Origin of the sequence: Pseudomonas sp. Z4-7 (assembly GCF_051131965.1) — a bacterium.
Taxonomy (GTDB): Bacteria; Pseudomonadota; Gammaproteobacteria; order Pseudomonadales; family Pseudomonadaceae; genus Aquipseudomonas.
In genome coordinates this window covers 6,107,081-6,123,872 of sequence record NZ_CP071642.1, presented here as the reverse complement: position 1 = coordinate 6,123,872, position 16,792 = coordinate 6,107,081, and the positions used below count along the sequence as shown (strand labels likewise).

The window sequence follows — 16,792 nt, the reverse complement described above, 5'->3', positions numbered from 1 at the left end:
TTCCGCCAAGGTATTTATGAACCCTCCGCGTCGCCGTGAAAGCCGTGAACCGACCCAGGTGCAGCGATTGTTCCGACAATTGATGCGTGAAGGATTGTGGATAAGTCTGTTGTTGCTACCAATGACCGCGCTGGTTTCGTTCAGTCTGCAATCGGCACGCAACGGGCCGGGCGCAGCATTGCTGTCGGTGTGTCTGGTTGGCTGTGTATTGGGTTTGCTGCTGTTGCGCCCGCACTTCGCATTGAGCGCGACGTTGGGCGGAATGGGCCTGGCCCTGCTACTCAGCGCTTTGCTGGGTGCGCAGGGGTGGGCGTGGTCGCCGGTGGCCAGCCTGTTGGGCATGCTGCTGGGTTATCTGGTCTGGAACTGGCGGCGCCTGAGCGTGGTGTTGGCTTATTTCGGCTGGGAGCTGGCGCGCCTGGATGCGGAACCCAAGGTCTTCCCGGAACGCCGGCGCGCTTCCTACACCGGCAGTGATCGCTTGCAGGGCCAGATCATGGCCTTGGAACAAGCCATGAGCCGAACCCGGGACACGCGCCGATTTATTGCCGACGGCCTGGAGTACCTGCCGGTAGCAACGATGATCAGTGATCCACAGGGCAACCTGTTGCTGGGTAATCGCAAGGCTCGCGAGTTGTTCGGTCACGCTTTGGCGGGCAGTGATGTGCTGGAGGAATTAGCGCGGTTGGGTTATCCGGCATTGGTCCACTCCCCGGCCCATCGGTTATCCACGTTACCACTGGTTGAATTTCGCGATACCCGCGAGCGCAGCTTGCGACTGGAACGTGCCGCGCTGTTGCCGGTGGACGGTGATGTGCCCATAGGCTGGTTGCTCAGCCTGACTGATCTGAGCGCTGAACGGGAAGCCGAAGAGCAGCGCAGCGTCATGCTTCGTTTTCTCTCCCACGATTTGCGCGCGCCCCATTCGGCGATCCTGGCTCTGCTCGATGTGCAGCGGCATCAGGCCGGTGCCGACAAGCCGCTATTCGACCAGATCGAACGCCAGGTGCGCCGCGCCCTGGAATTGACCGATGGGTTTGTGCAGTTGGCCAAGGCCGAGTCCGAGGCTTATCAGTTCCAACCGACCCTATTCGCCATGCTGGTCCTGGACGTGATCGACCAGGCATTGCCTGTTGCCCAAGCCAGGAATATTCGGTTGGAGCACCAACTCGACGAAGAAGAAGCGCTGATCAGCGCTGATCAATCCCTGCTGACCCGCGCCCTGTTCAACTTGTTGGAGAACGCCATCAAGTACAGTGCGCCCGACACGTGTATAGCGTTGCAGGTCCGTTGTGCCCAGGGCTGGTTGACGTGTGACGTCGTTGATCAGGGCAAGGGCATCGGCGCGCAGGAACTGCCGGATCTGTTCGTCCAGTACCGACGGTTTTCCTCGGCCCATGGGGTGGATGGCATCGGTTTGGGGCTGTCGATGGTCAAGGCGGTCGTGGACCGTCATGGTGGGCAAATCGATTGCCGTAGCGTGGTAGGCGAAGGCACTACGTTCAGCCTGCACTTTCCGTTGTTGGAGGAATAAAAAAAGATCGCGGCCTTGGTCAGGCAGCGACCTTTTTCAGTGCGCTATAAAAACTTATGCACCTCGTACAAGGTTTTAGGTGTTTAAGAAATATGTATTAAAAACAGCGAGTTAAACGTTACAACTGACGAAATCCGAAAAAACGGTACACAGCTTATCCACAATTCTCATACAGCCAACTTGTCCGTCGCAGCCGGCGCAGCAGGGGCCGGAGGAAGCGAGCCCAATTCCCGTTGCGTCTGTTCATTCCAAGCCTGTACACGGTCGTTCAGCTCGGCAATCGCGCGCGGCCCACTGCCCTCTGCATACATGGGGGCGCCGATGACCACGGTGATAACGCCTGGTGTTCTGACCCAGCCGGCCTTGGGCCAGAATTTGCCCGCATTGTGTGCAATCGGTAGTACTGGCAGGCCGGCGTTTACCGCCAATGCGGAGCCACTGCGGGAAAACTTGCCGATGGTCCCGTAAGGTACGCGGGTTCCCTCGGGAAAGATTAGTACCCAAACGTTGTCCTTGAGCAGCACATCGCCTTTTTGCGCTACCTGCTTGAGGGCAACCTTCGGGTTGTCACGGTCGATGGCAATCGGGCGCAGCATCGCCATGGCCCAGCCGAAGAACGGTACGAACAGCAGCTCGCGCTTGAGCACCTGGCTCAACGGTTCGAAATAAGCCGAGAGAAAGAAGGTCTCCCAAGTGCTCTGGTGGTTGGACTGGATGACACAAGGGCGCTCAGGCACGTTCTCGGCACCTTTCACTTCGTAGCGGATGCCCAGAAACACCTTGCTCAGCCAGAGTGCGCAACGGCACCAGTAAACATTGATGAAGCGGTAGCGCGTCCTGAACGACATGAACGGCGCGACAAAAAAACTCAACGTGCACCACAACAAGGAACTGGTACCCAGCAGCAGGTAAAAGAGGAAGCTTCTGATGGCCTGCAATATCGACATAGCGGCGTTTACCATTGCGGGCAATGCCCGCCTGTTCAAGCGCTTCCCGAACAATCCTTGATCAGGATGTCTTGGGAGCTCTAATTGTGGATAAGTTCAGCGGCAACCGCCGCCAGGTCGTCAAAAATCAAGGTGCCCACCGGTAGGGTCTTGCCCAGAGTCTTTTCGCCTTTTCCGGTCTTGACCAAAACTGGCTGACAATCGACGGCCTTCGCCGCCTCCAGGTCACCGAGGCTGTCGCCGACAAACCACACGCCCGACAGCGCAACGTCATAGTGAGCGGCGATGGTTTTCAGCATGCCGGGCTTGGGCTTGCGGCAATCGCAGCCTTCGTCCGGCCCATGCGGGCAATAAACGATCAGCCCGATGTCACCGCCCTGCCCGGCAACCAGCTCACGCAAGCGTTCATGCATGGCGTCGAGGACGGCGAGTTCGTAGTAACCGCGGGCAATGCCCGACTGGTTGGTGGCGACCGCCACCGTCCAGCCGGCCTTGCTCAACTGCGCGATGGCCTCGATGGAACCAGGGATCGGCAACCACTCCTCCACCGACTTGATGTAAGCGTCGGAGTCGTGATTGATCACTCCGTCCCGATCGAGAATCAGCAGTTTCAAGACTTACCCCAGCAGCGAAATATCGGCAACACCGAGGAACAACCCACGCAGACGCGCCAGTAGCGCATAGCGGTTGGCTCGCACATTGGCGTCTTCGGCATTGACCATCACCGCTTCGAAAAACGCATCCACCGGTTCACGCAATGCTGCCAGGCGCGCCAGGGTTTCGCTGTACTGACGCGCCGCCGCCATCGGCTGGACTGCCTGGTCCGCCTGCTGGATCGCCGAGTACAGGGAGAACTCATTGGCGTTGTCGAAGTACTTGGCTTCAACGACGGCCGCAATGTTGCCTTCGGCCTTGCTCAGCAGGTTCGACACGCGCTTGTTCACCGCCGCCAGCGCTGCCGCTTCCGGCAGTTTGCGGAACGCCTGCACTGCCTGGACGCGTTGGTCGAAGTCCAGAGCCGAGCCCGGTTTCAGGGCTCGCACCGACAGGTAGGTCGCGACGTCGACACCTTCGTCTTCATAACGCGCACGCAGGCGGTCGAAAATGAATTCCAGCACCGCGTCGGCCAGGCCGGCAGCCTTGACCTTGCTGCCGAACGCATTCACGGCGAAGGCCACGGCGTCGTTCAGGTCCAGGTCCAGCTGCTTGTCGATGAGGATGCGCAGCACGCCCAGCGCTGCGCGACGCAGTGCGTACGGGTCCTTGCTGCCGGTGGGCAGCATGCCGATACCGAAGATGCCGACCAGGGTGTCGAGCTTGTCGGCGATCGCCACGGCCGCACCGGTCAGGGTGGTCGGCAATTCAGCGCCGGCGCCACGCGGCATGTACTGTTCGTTCAGCGCCAGGGCAACATCCTGCGGCTCGCCGTCGTTGAGGGCGTAGTAGTAACCGGCGATACCTTGCATCTCCGGGAACTCACCGACCATCTCGGTGGACAGGTCGCACTTGGACAGGATGCCGGCACGTGCCGCGCGCTGGGCATCGCCGCCGATGCGTGGAGCGATGAAGGCTGCCAGTTTCGATACGCGCTCGGCCTTGTCGTAGACGCTGCCGAGTTTTTCCTGGAACACCACGTTGCGCAGGCGCTCGTTGAAGCTTTCCAGAGGCTGCTTCTTGTCTTGCTTGAAAAAGAACTCGGCATCGGTCAAACGCGGGCGTACGACTTTTTCGTTACCGGCGATGATCTGCTGCGGGTCCTTGCTTTCGATGTTGGCCACCGTGATGAAGCGCGGCAGCAACTTGCCTTCGGCGTCCAGCAGGCAGAAGTATTTCTGGTTGTCCTGCATGGTGGTGATCAGCGCTTCCTGGGGCACTTCAAGGAAGCGTTCCTCGAACGAGCACACCAGTGGCACCGGCCATTCCACCAGCGCGGTCACTTCGTCCAGCAGGCTGGCCGGCACGATAGCCGTGCCTTCCTGGGCGGTCGCCAGTTCTTCGGTGCGTTTGCTGATCAGCTCGCGGCGCTCGTTGGAATCGGCCAATACATAGGCAGCGCGCAGGTCGGCCAGGTAATTGGCCGGCGACGTGATACGTACGCTCTGCGGATGATGGAAACGGTGACCGCGAGAATCACGACCGGCCTTCTGGGCGAGGATCGTGCAATCGATGACCTGGTCACCGAGCAGCATCACCAGCCATTGGGTCGGACGCACGAACTCTTCCTTGCGCGCAGCCCAGCGCATGCGCTTGGGAATCGGCAAGTCATTGAGGGAGTCTTCGACGATGGTCGGCAACAGGCTGGCGGTCGGCTTGCCCTTGATGCTCTGGCTGTAGCGCAGCTTCGGGCCGCTCTGGTCGATTTCGCTCAGATCGACGCCGCACTTCTTGGCGAAGCCCAGGGCGGCCTGGGTCGGGTTACCGTCGGCATCGAACGCGGCTTGCACGGGCGGGCCGTCGAGGTTGATGCTGCGGTCCGGCTGTTGCGTCGCCAGGGCGGTGATCAGCACGGCCAGGCGGCGCGGCGCGGCGTAGACGTGCTTGGTTTCGAAGTTCAGGCCAGCGGCTTGCAGGCCTTTCTCGATGCCGGCCAGGAATGCATCGGCCAGGGTGTTCAGGGCTTTGGGTGGCAGTTCTTCGGTGCCCAGTTCAACCAGAAAATCTTGAGCACTCATTGTGCAGCCTCCAGCTTAGCCAACACTTCATCACGCAGGTCCGGGGTCGCCATCGGGAAGCCCAGCTTGGCACGGGCCAGCAGGTAGGCTTGCGCGACGGAACGCGCCAGGGTGCGCACACGCAGGATGTATTGCTGGCGCGCGGTCACGGAAATCGCCCGGCGTGCATCCAGCAGATTGAAGGTATGAGATGCCTTCAAGACCATTTCATAACTCGGCAGCGGCAGCGGCTGGTCCAGTTCGATCAGGCGCTTGGCTTCGCTTTCATAGAAATCGAACAACTCGAACAGCTTGTCGACGTTGGCGTGTTCGAAGTTGTAGGTCGATTGCTCCACTTCGTTCTGATGGAACACGTCGCCATACGTCACTTTGCCGAACGGACCGTCGGCCCATACCAGGTCGTAGACCGAATCCACACCTTGCAGGTACATGGCCAGGCGTTCCAGGCCGTAGGTGATCTCACCGGTCACCGGGTAGCATTCGATGCCGCCCGCTTGCTGGAAGTAGGTGAATTGGGTCACTTCCATGCCGTTGAGCCAGACTTCCCAGCCCAGGCCCCAGGCGCCCAGGGTCGGTGATTCCCAGTTGTCTTCGACGAAACGAATGTCGTGCACCAGCGGGTCGAGGCCCACATGTTTGAGGGAGCCCAGGTACAGCTCCTGGAAGTTTTCCGGGTTCGGCTTCAGCACGACCTGAAATTGGTAGTAATGCTGCAGGCGGTTCGGGTTTTCGCCGTAGCGGCCGTCAGTCGGGCGGCGGCTTGGCTGCACATAAGCGGCGTTCCAGGTTTCCGGGCCGATGGCACGCAGAAACGTGGCAGTGTGGAAAGTGCCGGCGCCTACTTCCATATCGTAGGGCTGAAGTACCACGCAACCTTGCTCGGCCCAGTATTGCTGGAGGGCGAGGATCAAGTCTTGGAAGGTACGCACGGCTGGCGTAGGCTGGCTCACGAAATTCACCTGTTTCTTGGGCTGCGATTTAAAGAGCGGGAGTATACCCGATTCGTTCGTGCGCACGCCCCCTGGAGCCTTATGCCACGCTGCTTTTGGTGTTCCGAAGATCCGTTGTACATGGCTTATCACGATCAGGAGTGGGGGACGCCGCTGCGCGATGCGCAGGGTTTGTTCGAGTTGCTTCTGCTCGAAGGGTTCCAGGCCGGTCTGTCCTGGATCACCGTTTTGCGCAAACGCGAACGTTACCGGGAAGTGCTCTACGGCTTCGATGTACAACGGGTGGCGCAGATGAGCGACGCCGAAATCGATGAACTGATGCTCGACCCCGGCATTATCCGCAACCGCCTCAAGCTCAAGGCGGCGCGGCGCAACGCCCAGGCCTGGCTGGCGCTGGAAGACCCGGTGGCATTTCTCTGGTCGTTCGTAGGCAACCAACCGATCATCAACCATTTCAAGGACCGCACCGAAGTGCCGGCCATCACCCCCGAGGCACTGGCGATGAGCAAAGGCCTGAAAAGAGCCGGGTTCACCTTCGTCGGCCCGACCATCTGCTACGCCTTGATGCAGGCCTCGGGCATGGTCATGGACCACACCCAGGACTGCGACCGCTACGCCGAGTTGCTAAACGGCGGTTAGAATAGCCGGCTCGCAACACGGCCCATGAATTCAGGAGTGACCTGTGGATAAGTTGAAAGGCGCCTTGCTGGTCGGCGCTCTGCGGTTGTTTGCGCTGCTCCCTTGGCGAGCGGTGCAGGCGGTGGGCTCGGCCATTGGCTGGCTCATGTGGAAATTACCCAACCGTTCCCGCGACGTGGTGCGGATCAACCTCGCCAAGTGTTTCCCCGAGATGGACCCGGCCGAGCGCGAGCGCCTGGTGGGCCAGAGTCTCAAGGACATCGGCAAATCCCTGACCGAAAGTGCCTGTGCCTGGATCTGGCCGGCCCAGCGCTCCATCGAACTGGTGCGCGAAGTCGAAGGCCTGGAGGTGTTGAAAGAAGCGCTGGCCTCGGGCAAAGGCGTGGTCGGCATCACCAGCCACCTGGGCAACTGGGAAGTGCTCAACCACTTCTATTGCAGCCAGTGCAAACCGATCATTTTCTACCGCCCGCCCAAGCTCAAGGCGGTGGATGAGTTGCTGCAAAAGCAACGCGTGCAACTGGGCAACAAGGTCGCGGCGTCCACCAAGGAAGGCATCCTCAGCGTCATCAAGGAAGTCCGCAAGGGCGGCCAGGTGGGGATCCCCGCCGATCCTGAGCCGTCCGAATCCGCCGGCATCTTCGTGCCCTTCTTCGCCACCCAGGCCCTGACCAGCAAGTTCGTGCCGAACATGCTCGCCGGCGGCAAGGCGGTCGGCGTCTTCCTCCATGCCCTGCGCCTGCCGGACGGCTCCGGCTACAAAGTCATCCTCGAAGCCGCCCCGGACGAGATGTACAGCACCGACACCGAAACCGCCTGCGCCGCCATGAGCAAAGTGGTCGAGCGTTATGTACGGGCCTACCCGAGCCAGTACATGTGGAGCATGAAACGCTTCAAGAAACGCCCCCCGGGTGAGGCGCGCTGGTACTGAAAACCTGTTCTGGATGGCGCACCGCGAACCCTGTGGGAGCGAGCTTGCTCGCGATAGCGCCCTGACAGTCGCCACATGACTGACTGTCCCCACCCTCCCCGTGGCAAGGGAGCTTGCTCCCGCTGGGCTGCGCAGCGGCCCTTCATCGATATGCACAACATCAACCGGTGGGAGCGAGCCTGCTCGCGAAAAGATATTCACCCATACATCACCATCGCGAACGAACTCCAACTCATCGGCGCCGCTCTCAATCATTAGCTGAGGACAGGCGCATATCATCAATCGTGTCCATGATGAGTACCTGCGATATCCGGGGGGCCGGCGTATTGCCCGGCCCAAAATATCGCCTTGCCTCTTTGATCCATCAATGAAGGAGTCACGCTCATGAACATCGACTTCACCGGACGTAACGTATTGGTCACCGGCTCCACCAGCGGCATCGGTTTTGCGACCGCCAAAGGTTTTCTGAAAGCCGGTGCCCAGGTCGTCATCAACGGGCGCAGCGAAAGCAGCGTGGAGGACGCGTTGCAGCGCCTGGGCAATCTTGCTTCCAGGGCGACAGGCTTTGTTGGCGATCTCAGCAACGAACCTGGCTGCCAGGCGTTGATCGCCAAGCATCCAAGTTTCGATATCGTCATCAACAACCTGGGCATTTTCAAGCAGGAAGACTTCTTCGAGACGCCGGACAGCGAATGGCAGCGTTTCTTCGAAACCAACGTGATGTCGGGCGTGCGTGTTTCCAGGGCCTACGCGCAGGGCATGGTCGAGCGTGGTTGGGGGCGGATAGTGTTTGTCTCGTCGGAGTCGGGCGTGAACATTCCGGCCGACATGATCCACTATGGCTTCACCAAGACCGCCCAGCTTTCAATCGCTCGTGGCCTGGCCAAACGCCTCGCGGGCACGGGCGTGACGGTGAACTCGGTATTGCCTGGACCGACACTGTCCGAAGGCGTTGCCAAGATGCTCCAGGCGGACGTCGAGCGCAGCGGGGAAAGCCTGGAAAAGGTCGCGGCAGATTTCGTCAACGAGCACCGCAGCACCTCGATCATCCAGCGCGCGGCACGGGTAGAGGAAGTCGCCAACATGATTATCTATGCCAGCTCGGAACAGGCCTCGGCCACCACCGGAGCGGCGCTGCGAGTTGACGGCGGTGTGGTGGACAGCATCGTTTAGCTGCGTTGCCAAGAGCATGGCAAGTGTCCTTGCTCCGGTTCCCATGACGCCATGCAAAAAAGCGCCGCTTCCTCATCCGAGAGAAGCGGCGTTTTTTCTTTTGGAAGCAACATTGGTTGATTTGACCAACTTTCGGAACGTTGAAGGGATTGGTTCAGCCCACCCCTGTTTTGCAGTGGATCCGAGCCCCTTCGGCTAGCCGTTCTCGCCCAGGCGATCCGAGCCAACTTCGGCTACCCGTAACTCGATCAGACGATCGGAACCACCTTCGGCTACGCGTTTCTCGATAAGACGATCGGAGCCGCCTTCCGCTACCCGGTTTTCGATCAGGCGATCCGAGCCGCCTTCGGCTATGCGTTTCTCGATCAGCCGATCGGAGCCACCTTCGGCTATTCGTTTTTCGATCAGGCGATCCGAACCGCCTTCAGCGAATGTAGGTTGAACAAAAGAAGTCGCGAACGCATTGCCGAGCGACAGTGCCAGAAGCGAGCCAACGAGTGTTTTGTTGAAAGTGTTCATGTCCAGATCCTTATTTATTCGTAGATGAGTGAGTTAGACGGCGACGTGCAAACGGACGTCGACGTTGCCGCGGGTCGCGTTGGAGTACGGGCAAACCTGGTGAGCGGCGTCGACCAGCGCTTGAGCATCGGCTTGATCCAGACCTGGCAGGCTGATGTGCAGGTCGATGTCCAGACCGAAACCGCCAGGGATCTGGCCGATGCCGACGTGTGCCGTGATCGAGGCGTCAGCCGGAATGCTGCGTTTGCTTTGGCTGGCGACAAATTTCAATGCGCCGATGAAGCAGGCGGAGTAGCCGGCTGCGAACAACTGCTCAGGGTTGGTGGCTTCACCACCGGCACCGCCCAAGGCTTTTGGGATAGCCAGTTTCACGTCGAGGATCTTGTCGCTGGAAACAGCACGGCCATCACGGCCACCGGTGGAGGTTGCGACTGCGGTGTAGAGAACGTTCATGGGTGTTTTCCTTTTTCCTGATGGGTCTGATTGAGTTTGGATTGCGCTAAATGTTCGTGCGCTAACCAGTGGCGTTAAAGTTAACGTCCAAATACTTTGTGCGCAAGATAAATTTCAAAAAATATTTCCGCTTTTCTTTAACTTGTTGATAAATAAGCAAAGTTATTTTTAAGCGAGGCAGCGATGCCAGGCCGAGCGAATTGAGGGGGCACCGAGGGGCGGAAGATGGCAGGGATACTGGCCGAGCCAGCGCAATGGCGGGCTCTTGGAAAAAGGGAATTCACAAGTAGGATGACGGGGTTGAACGAACCACCCTAGTGAGCGACGGCAACCTGGTTACGCCCCAGCGCTTTCGCCCGATAAAGCGCCTTATCAGCGTTATTCATCAAGCCATGCAAATCCTTGTGACCCGCCTCCGTCGACGCCACGCCAAGGCTGGCGGTGATGCGGTGGACAGGCTCGATCATCAAGCCAGCGATACTCTGGATAAGTTCTTCTGCAATTTTTGTAGCGACGGTAATGGAAGTATCCGGAAGCAAAATAGCGAACTCTTCGCCACCAAGCCGGCCGTGAATATCCGTTGCCCGAAACGACGAGCTGATGACCACGCCCATCTGGCGCAGGACCTGATCGCCGACTTGATGGCCGTAGGTATCGTTGATGTGCTTGAGGTGATCCATGTCCAACATGACCGCGCACAGTCCCAACCGGTTGGTTCTGCATTCGTCGTAAAGCTGCTGGGCATGCTCGAAAAAAGCCCGCCGACTTTTCAGGCCGGTCAGTTCATCGGTTTGTGCGGCGCGGGTTGAAATGCTGTTCGCCTGTTCCATCTCGCGGGTGAGTCGAAAGGCGGTTTCCAATGCCTGGGACATTTTGTGGGTGGCGCGGGCAGCAAATGCCGCGAACACCAGGATCGAAAGCGCCATGCCGACTTGAATCGGCGACGGTTGGAACAGCAGCCAGACCGTGCACGGAAACAGCACCAGGCCAATGGAGACCAGTGTCATGTCCCGGTAGGCGGAGTAACAGGACACCGCGCTGACAGTCATCCCCACGGTAAAAAGCATGACGAGAGCTTGCGAGAGCAGATCGTCTTGCGGCATCAAAACAAGCGCGCCACCGCCCCAGATGCTCGCGGACAACACCAGCGAGACCCAGTATCTGCGCTCCCAGCGTTGAGGCGTGCGCTGAACCTCGTCGCTGCGAAAATAGGCAACGAACATCGCGATCCGCAGCAGCGTCGATCCGCTTAATATGGCCAGCCACCAAACAACCGTGCTGTGCTCAAAGCGATCCCAACACAGCCAACACAACATGATGGCCGCGAGGTAACTACCAAACACGGCGGAAACGGATTGGCGAAACAGTTGCTGCAGTCGGTCAGTGCGCACTTGTCCGGCTATGCAAAAGTCCATGCCATTGCGAGATCTTGGGCCATCCATGTGATCCACCTGATCGTGAAGCCGCTAGAAAACGCGATTGTGGCACCCTGCCAGCAACGCAAACAACCGAATTACACCTGCACCCACGAGCTTTGCATCGTGGCGAGGGAATTCAGCCCCGCGGGGTTGCGCAGCAAGCCACCATTTCCCAGACTAAAACCGTCCCCGTGGCGAGGGAGCTTGCTCCCGTTGGCTGCGAAGCAGCCCCAAAACAAGCCGACGCATTCCTACAGACGAACCGCATGATCGGTTGCGACCGCTGCGCGGCCGAGCGGGAGCAAGCTCCCTCGCCACAGGGATCGGAGCTGAAAACGAAGCGCTGTTTATTCCCGCTCTGCCATCTTTCCACCAAGCTACACATCCTTGCGCCATTACCTACAACTACGCCAGAATCCGCCGGCTTGTGCGCCTTGCCCTCGGGTTCTATTGTCGTCCTGCCACTGCCTATCAGTGGTCGGGTTTAGTAGCTCGAGGTATTTAGTGAGGTGCAACAGCTTCTACCAGTCAGGTATTTCCATGCCTGTATTTGATGGCGGCTGTGCGCAGGGCGCCCTCGGGCGCGCCGGCTTTGCTAAGTCCCCGGTCTACTAACCTGCGTACAGCTGCCACCCTTCTGTTTAGTAGCGAGGGGTTGCGGCTTCACATAAGGACTTAGCTCATGTTCAAACCTTCTCCGAATCCCCCAGAGGCGGACAACACCTCCCCGCCAAAACCAAGAGATGCTCTCCAATCCGCTCAACTCTTCACCGTCGTACAAGACACCGACAACGAATGCCTGCTCGCCAACCTCAGCGAAACCCTGGCATCAGCCGACGCCATGGTCAGCAACCTCGCGTTCGACCTGGAAGGCTCACACCGCCACATCGCCCTCGGCGTCCAGCAACTGATCGAGCTGAGCTCATTACTGGCGAACCGAGTACTGGACAACGTTGATCCAAGATAAACGTCACACTGCAACCCCGTGGCGAGGGAGCTTGCTCCCGCTGGCTGCGAAGCAGCCCATTGGATAACGCTGAGCCGCGATAGCGAGCGAACCCCGCCAAAGAAAAACCCGACGCTTTACGTCGGGTTTTTGTGTGCGGGTTACTCGACTTGCGACAGCTTGGCGTCGTCGCAACCGGCAGCGCGGCATTCGCGCTCGACAGCCTTGAGTATGACGATACGCGCCTCGGTCTTCTCATTGGCACAGTCCAGGTAGAGCAGGCCATCGTTGGAACAGGCGTTGTCACGAATCTTGATCCACTGGATCTGAGCGGCTTTCACCTTCTTCTTTTGATCCGGGTTCAGGGCACTCATCGTCTTCTTGTATTGCTCGTTGATTTCCTGGTCCGACTGAACCATTTTCAGCGACGCGCAATAGGTTCTGTCATAGGCGTTTCTAGGGTTATCGCAACTCATCGCAGACGCCGATGCTGATGCCATTGCCAGCAATGCCCCAACCAACAAAGACTTGATCACTCACTTCTCTCCCTGAATGCCCTCTATTGATTAGAGGTCGCGGCGGGGAATTTATCATGAGGGTCGTAGAACAATGAAGCGGATCCTAGGGTTTACTCGGCCCGAACAGTGGACAAATGCGGATAGAGGACCGGGAGCATGTGATTGCTGAAAAAGCCAGCGTCGTCCCCGCCCCCGGCGATGCGTCTGCCCTGAGTAAAGCCGGCGCGGGTTGCGCAGCATCCGCAAAAACTCCCAAACCGGTCAAAACTTCGTGGCGAGGGAGCTTGCTCCCGCTGGGCTGCAAAGCAGCCCCACCCAGCCCCTTAAAGTTCCTACAGACAAAACCGTATCACCCATTCCAAGCCCCAACCGCAAACCAGTCTGGGCTCATTTTATGGGCCGAAACGAAGCCCTGTTTATTCCACTGGCATAATCCTTCCGTCAAGCTACACATCTCTGCTCTTTGGCCTACAACTACGTCGGAATCCGCCGACTTGTAAGCCTCGTCTATGGCTTCTATTGTTCGTCTACGCTTACATTGGCCTGAAAGTTGGAATGTTTAAACCTTTACTCGGACCAAATCACGAAGGCTAAAGTGGAAGATTTTTATGCAAATTGAATACGCCATGGTCGCGTTGGGATTTTTTGCTTTTTGCGGGGGGATGATCGATGCTGCTGTAGGGGGTGGAGGCTTGATTCAGGTACCCGCTCTACTTCATGCATTACCTCAGCACTCGCTGAGCACAGTTTTTGGAACTAATAAGCTGGCTGTGCTTGCAGGAAATATTTCTTCTATATTCAGTTACGTTAAAAGAATAAAAATCGCCTGGAAGCTGATGCTTCCAACCATGCTCTCGGCTTTTTTATTTTCGTTTTTGGGTGCTTTTTCCGTCTCGCTCGTTCCGAAGGCGATCATGGAATATTTTGTGTTTTTTGTATTGGTGGTCATGGCTGTTTATACATTTGCAAAAAAGGATCTAGGGCTTGTTCACTCGGACGCTCAATGCGGATCCAAAGAGGTCCTCCTTGGGGTTTTTTTTGGCGGCATAATTGGATTTTATGACGGAGTTTTTGGACCCGGCAGTGGTAGTTTTTTGTTATTTGTTTTCGTTAAATATTTTGGCTACGATTTTCTGAATGCATCCGCCTCAGCAAAACTGGTTAACCTGGGAACGTTTAGCGCGGCGCTGCTATTTTTTATACCTTCAGGTCATGTGCTGTGGGTAATTGGTGGACTGGTCGCGGTGTGTAATATGGCGGGTGCGCTGACAGGCACTTTTTTGGCTTTGCGCTATGGGAGTAGATTAATTCGTATCTTGTTTCTCTTTTTATTGGTGTTCCTTATTGGCCGAATGGGATTGTCCATATGGCTGTGACAGGTTGCGCGCAATGCCGTCAGATAAAAAAACGGGACCTCGCTTTCACGCAGTCCCGTCTTTCACACCCGATCAGCTCAAAACGCCGGCAGAACCGCCCCTTTGTACTTCTCGAGAATAAACGCCTTCACTTCCGGCGTATGCAGCGCTGCCACCAGTTTCTTCATGGCCTCGCTGTCCTTGTCGTCCGGACGGGCTACCAGAATATTCACGTAAGGCGAGTCGTTGCCTTCGATTACCAGCGCATCCTTGGAAGGGTCAAGCTTGGCCTCCAACGCATAGTTGGTATTGATCAATGCCAGATCCACTTGAGTCAGCACGCGCGGAATGGTTGCCGCTTCCAGCTCACGGAACTTCAGATCCTTCGAATTCTCGGTGATGTCTTTGGTAGTCGACAGGATGTTGTTCGAGTCCTTGAGCTTGATCAGCCCGGCTTTGGCCAGCAATAACAGCGCACGGCCGCCATTGGTAGCATCGTTCGGGATCACGACATTGGCGCCGCCTGGCAGTTCTGTAAGTGCCTTGTACTTGCTGGAGTACGCGCCCAGGGGTTCCAGGTGCACACCGGCTACGCTCACCAGATTCGTGCCCTTGGCCTTGTTGAACTCATCCAGGTACGGCTGGTGCTGGAAGAAGTTGGCGTCCAGGCGCTTTTCGGCGACTTGTACGTTGGGCTGGACGTAGTCGGTGAAGACTTTGACCTTGAGGTCCACGCCTTCCTTCGCCAATGCCGGTTTGACGAACTCGAGGATTTCCGCGTGAGGAACCGGCGTGGCCGCGACGGTCAGGGTGTCGGCGTGTGCGGAGAACGCTGCGGCGGCAGCGAAGGCGACCAGTAGTTTTTTCATTCAGCTAACTCCTTTTGAGGCGCCTGCTCTTGGCGCCTGCCAGCGAATGGCCGGCTCATGGTTTATTGGCGCGAGGCCTTATTTTCTAGAGAAATGCACAACCAGTTTGTCGCCCACGGTTTGCAGGACCTGGACCAGCACCAGCAGCAACACCACCGTGACCACCATCACGTCGGTCTGGAAACGCTGGTAGCCGAAGCGGATCGCCAGGTCGCCCAGGCCACCAGCGCCGACCACACCGGCCATGGCCGTGTAGGACACCAGAGTAATCGCTGTCACCGTAATCGCCGCAAAAATGCCCGGACGGGCTTCCGGCAGCAACGCATTGACGATGATCTGTCGCGTGGTAGCGCCCATGGCCTGGGTCGCTTCGATGATGCCGCGATCGACTTCACGCAGGGCGGTTTCCACCAGGCGGGCAAAGAATGGCGTTGCGCCCACCACCAGTGGCGGGATCGCGCCGGCCACGCCCAACGACGTGCCGGTGATCAACACCGTGAACGGGATCATCACGATCAACAGGATGATGAATGGCAGCGAACGCAGGATGTTCACGATCAGCGACAGCAGCGCGTAGAGGCCCCGGGCTTCAAGCAATTGGCGCGGGCTGCAGAGAAACAGCAACACGCCCAGCGGCAGGCCGAGCAGTACGGTGAACAGCAGCGAACCGAACAGCATCAGGAAGGTGTCGCCGGTTGCCAGCCAGATTTCCAGCCAGTCGATGTTTGCAAAAAATTCCATCAGCGCAGCACCTCCATGTGGACATCGGCCGCGGTGAAGCGGGCGAAGGCCGCTTCCATGTCACCGCCGGTGATGGCGAGGGTCAGTTGCCCGTAGGGGGTGTCTTTGATGCGGTCGATACGACCGGCCAGGATGCTGTAGTCCACACCGGTTTCGCGAGCGACGGTTCCAAGCAACGGCGCGTAGGTCGCTTCGCCCTGGAATGTCAGACGCACGATGCGCCCTGGGACGTGAGCGAAGTCGTCGCGCTGTTCGCTTTCGTCGATCTGCTCGTCTTCCTGGACGAAACGCTTGGTGGTCGGATGCTTGGGGTGCAGGAACACCTCGGCTACCGGGCCTTGCTCGACGATCACGCCGGCGTCCATCACCGCAACTTCATCGCAGACACGCCGGATCACGTCCATCTCATGGGTGATCAGTACGATGGTCAGCTTAAGCTCACGGTTGATCTCCGCCAGCAGTTGCAGCACCGAGGCGGTGGTCTGTGGGTCGAGCGCGCTGGTGGCTTCGTCGCACAACAGGATCTTCGGCTTGGTTGCCAGGGCGCGGGCGATGCCGACGCGCTGCTTCTGGCCACCGGACAACTGCGCCGGGTATTTGCGGGCGTGGTCGGACAGCCCTACCCGCGCCAGCAGTTCGGCGACGCGGCGGTCGATATCGCTGCGGGACAGTTCGCCCGCCAGCGTCAGTGGCATGGCCACGTTGTCGGCCACGGTCTTGGACGCGAGCAGATTGAAGTGCTGGAAAATCATCCCGACCTGCTGGCGAAAACGGCGCAGGCCGTTGGCGTCCAGCGCGGTGACTTCTTCGCCGTCGACGATGATCTTGCCGCCGCTGGAATCTTCCAGGCGATTGATCAGGCGCAGCAGGGTACTTTTTCCCGCACCGGAATGGCCAATCAGGCCGAAGACCTGACCGTTCTGGATGGTCAGACTGGTCGGGTGCAGCGCGGGGATATCCCTACCGGCAACCCGGTAGGTTTTATGGACGTTTTGAAACTCGATCACGTAGCGAACCTTGTGGGGCGCGGTGGAAAAGGATCAGCGGTAAGCCGGGCGCGCATTTTAGCCTGTCCGTATAGAGGTTCTTAGCATTTATTTGAGATTGAACCAGCGATTTGGCAATAA

The 16,792-nt window shown here is 58.4% G+C and carries 17 protein-coding genes; 6 read left to right on the top strand and 11 right to left on the bottom strand.

Features of this window, described 5'->3' with window-relative positions:
• Positions 1 to 16 precede the first annotated feature (16 nt).
• On the top strand, positions 17 to 1,534 hold the full coding sequence (locus tag J3P91_RS27695; protein ID WP_434602337.1) for an ATP-binding protein: 1,518 nt from the start codon (positions 17 to 19) through the stop codon (positions 1,532 to 1,534).
• Positions 1,535 to 1,701: 167 nt separating this feature from the next.
• Here J3P91_RS27695 and J3P91_RS27690 read toward each other — a convergent pair whose 3' ends face one another.
• From J3P91_RS27690 to glyQ, 4 genes are all read right to left on the bottom strand, one after another.
• Positions 1,702 to 2,481, bottom strand: a complete 780-nt coding sequence (locus tag J3P91_RS27690; RefSeq protein WP_305497755.1) for a lysophospholipid acyltransferase family protein — start codon at positions 2,479 to 2,481, stop codon at positions 1,702 to 1,704.
• A gap of 80 nt (positions 2,482 to 2,561) precedes the next feature.
• Positions 2,562 to 3,095 (bottom strand): D-glycero-beta-D-manno-heptose 1,7-bisphosphate 7-phosphatase, encoded by a 534-nt coding sequence (gene gmhB / locus J3P91_RS27685; RefSeq protein WP_434570715.1) that lies wholly within the window; start codon positions 3,093 to 3,095, stop codon positions 2,562 to 2,564.
• A gap of 3 nt (positions 3,096 to 3,098) precedes the next feature.
• Positions 3,099 to 5,153, bottom strand: a complete 2,055-nt coding sequence (gene glyS / locus J3P91_RS27680) for a glycine--tRNA ligase subunit beta (RefSeq protein WP_434570717.1) — start codon at positions 5,151 to 5,153, stop codon at positions 3,099 to 3,101.
• The gene (glyQ, locus tag J3P91_RS27675) at positions 5,150 to 6,103 is read right to left on the bottom strand and encodes a glycine--tRNA ligase subunit alpha (RefSeq protein WP_022641565.1); all 954 of its coding nucleotides are present in this window, start codon (positions 6,101 to 6,103) and stop codon (positions 5,150 to 5,152) included. The genes glyS and glyQ overlap by 4 nt, the downstream gene beginning before the upstream one ends.
• A gap of 81 nt (positions 6,104 to 6,184) precedes the next feature.
• On the opposite strand from glyQ, the gene J3P91_RS27670 reads away from it, so the two are divergent.
• From J3P91_RS27670 to J3P91_RS27660, 3 genes are all read left to right on the top strand, one after another.
• Positions 6,185 to 6,742, top strand: a complete 558-nt coding sequence (locus tag J3P91_RS27670; RefSeq protein WP_434602336.1) for a DNA-3-methyladenine glycosylase I — start codon at positions 6,185 to 6,187, stop codon at positions 6,740 to 6,742.
• A 43-nt stretch (positions 6,743 to 6,785) separates the two neighbouring features.
• The gene (locus J3P91_RS27665) at positions 6,786 to 7,673 is read left to right on the top strand and encodes a lysophospholipid acyltransferase (RefSeq protein WP_198796133.1); all 888 of its coding nucleotides are present in this window, start codon (positions 6,786 to 6,788) and stop codon (positions 7,671 to 7,673) included.
• A gap of 384 nt (positions 7,674 to 8,057) precedes the next feature.
• Positions 8,058 to 8,846, top strand: a complete 789-nt coding sequence (locus J3P91_RS27660) for an SDR family NAD(P)-dependent oxidoreductase (protein WP_434602335.1) — start codon at positions 8,058 to 8,060, stop codon at positions 8,844 to 8,846.
• A 195-nt stretch (positions 8,847 to 9,041) separates the two neighbouring features.
• On the opposite strand, the gene J3P91_RS27655 is transcribed toward J3P91_RS27660, so the two are convergent.
• The 3 genes from J3P91_RS27655 to J3P91_RS27645 all read right to left on the bottom strand — a co-directional run bounded on the left by J3P91_RS27655 (position 9,042) and on the right by J3P91_RS27645 (position 11,260).
• A complete protein-coding gene (locus tag J3P91_RS27655; RefSeq protein WP_434602334.1) occupies positions 9,042 to 9,365 on the bottom strand; it encodes a hypothetical protein in 324 nt (107 codons plus the stop codon).
• A 33-nt stretch (positions 9,366 to 9,398) separates the two neighbouring features.
• Positions 9,399 to 9,818, bottom strand: a complete 420-nt coding sequence (locus tag J3P91_RS27650) for an organic hydroperoxide resistance protein (protein WP_434602333.1) — start codon at positions 9,816 to 9,818, stop codon at positions 9,399 to 9,401.
• 314 nt (positions 9,819 to 10,132) lie between these two features.
• Complete coding sequence (locus J3P91_RS27645; protein ID WP_434602332.1) at positions 10,133 to 11,260, bottom strand: diguanylate cyclase; 1,128 nt, start codon at positions 11,258 to 11,260, stop codon at positions 10,133 to 10,135.
• A 658-nt stretch (positions 11,261 to 11,918) separates the two neighbouring features.
• On the opposite strand from J3P91_RS27645, the gene J3P91_RS27640 reads away from it, so the two are divergent.
• Entirely contained in the window at positions 11,919 to 12,203 is a 285-nt protein-coding gene (locus J3P91_RS27640) for a DUF6124 family protein (RefSeq protein WP_434570728.1), read from the top strand.
• Between the two features lie 140 nt (positions 12,204 to 12,343).
• Here the strand turns inward: J3P91_RS27640 and J3P91_RS27635 are convergent, their stop codons facing one another.
• Positions 12,344 to 12,718 carry a lysozyme inhibitor LprI family protein gene (locus J3P91_RS27635; protein WP_305497763.1) on the bottom strand — a complete coding sequence of 125 codons (375 nt, stop codon included), beginning with the start codon at positions 12,716 to 12,718 and terminating at the stop codon, positions 12,344 to 12,346.
• A gap of 590 nt (positions 12,719 to 13,308) precedes the next feature.
• Between J3P91_RS27635 and J3P91_RS27630 the strand changes: the two genes are divergently transcribed.
• Positions 13,309 to 14,076, top strand: a complete 768-nt coding sequence (locus tag J3P91_RS27630; protein ID WP_434602331.1) for a sulfite exporter TauE/SafE family protein — start codon at positions 13,309 to 13,311, stop codon at positions 14,074 to 14,076.
• A 77-nt stretch (positions 14,077 to 14,153) separates the two neighbouring features.
• Here J3P91_RS27630 and J3P91_RS27625 read toward each other — a convergent pair whose 3' ends face one another.
• The 3 genes from J3P91_RS27625 to J3P91_RS27615 all read right to left on the bottom strand — a co-directional run bounded on the left by J3P91_RS27625 (position 14,154) and on the right by J3P91_RS27615 (position 16,672).
• Positions 14,154 to 14,924, bottom strand: a complete 771-nt coding sequence (locus J3P91_RS27625; RefSeq protein WP_434570732.1) for a MetQ/NlpA family ABC transporter substrate-binding protein — start codon at positions 14,922 to 14,924, stop codon at positions 14,154 to 14,156.
• A 78-nt stretch (positions 14,925 to 15,002) separates the two neighbouring features.
• Positions 15,003 to 15,665 (bottom strand): methionine ABC transporter permease, encoded by a 663-nt coding sequence (locus J3P91_RS27620; RefSeq protein WP_305497766.1) that lies wholly within the window; start codon positions 15,663 to 15,665, stop codon positions 15,003 to 15,005.
• Positions 15,665 to 16,672 (bottom strand): methionine ABC transporter ATP-binding protein, encoded by a 1,008-nt coding sequence (locus J3P91_RS27615; protein WP_434570734.1) that lies wholly within the window; start codon positions 16,670 to 16,672, stop codon positions 15,665 to 15,667. Before J3P91_RS27615 ends, J3P91_RS27620 begins: the two co-directional genes overlap by 1 nt.
• Positions 16,673 to 16,792: the final 120 nt, after the last annotated feature.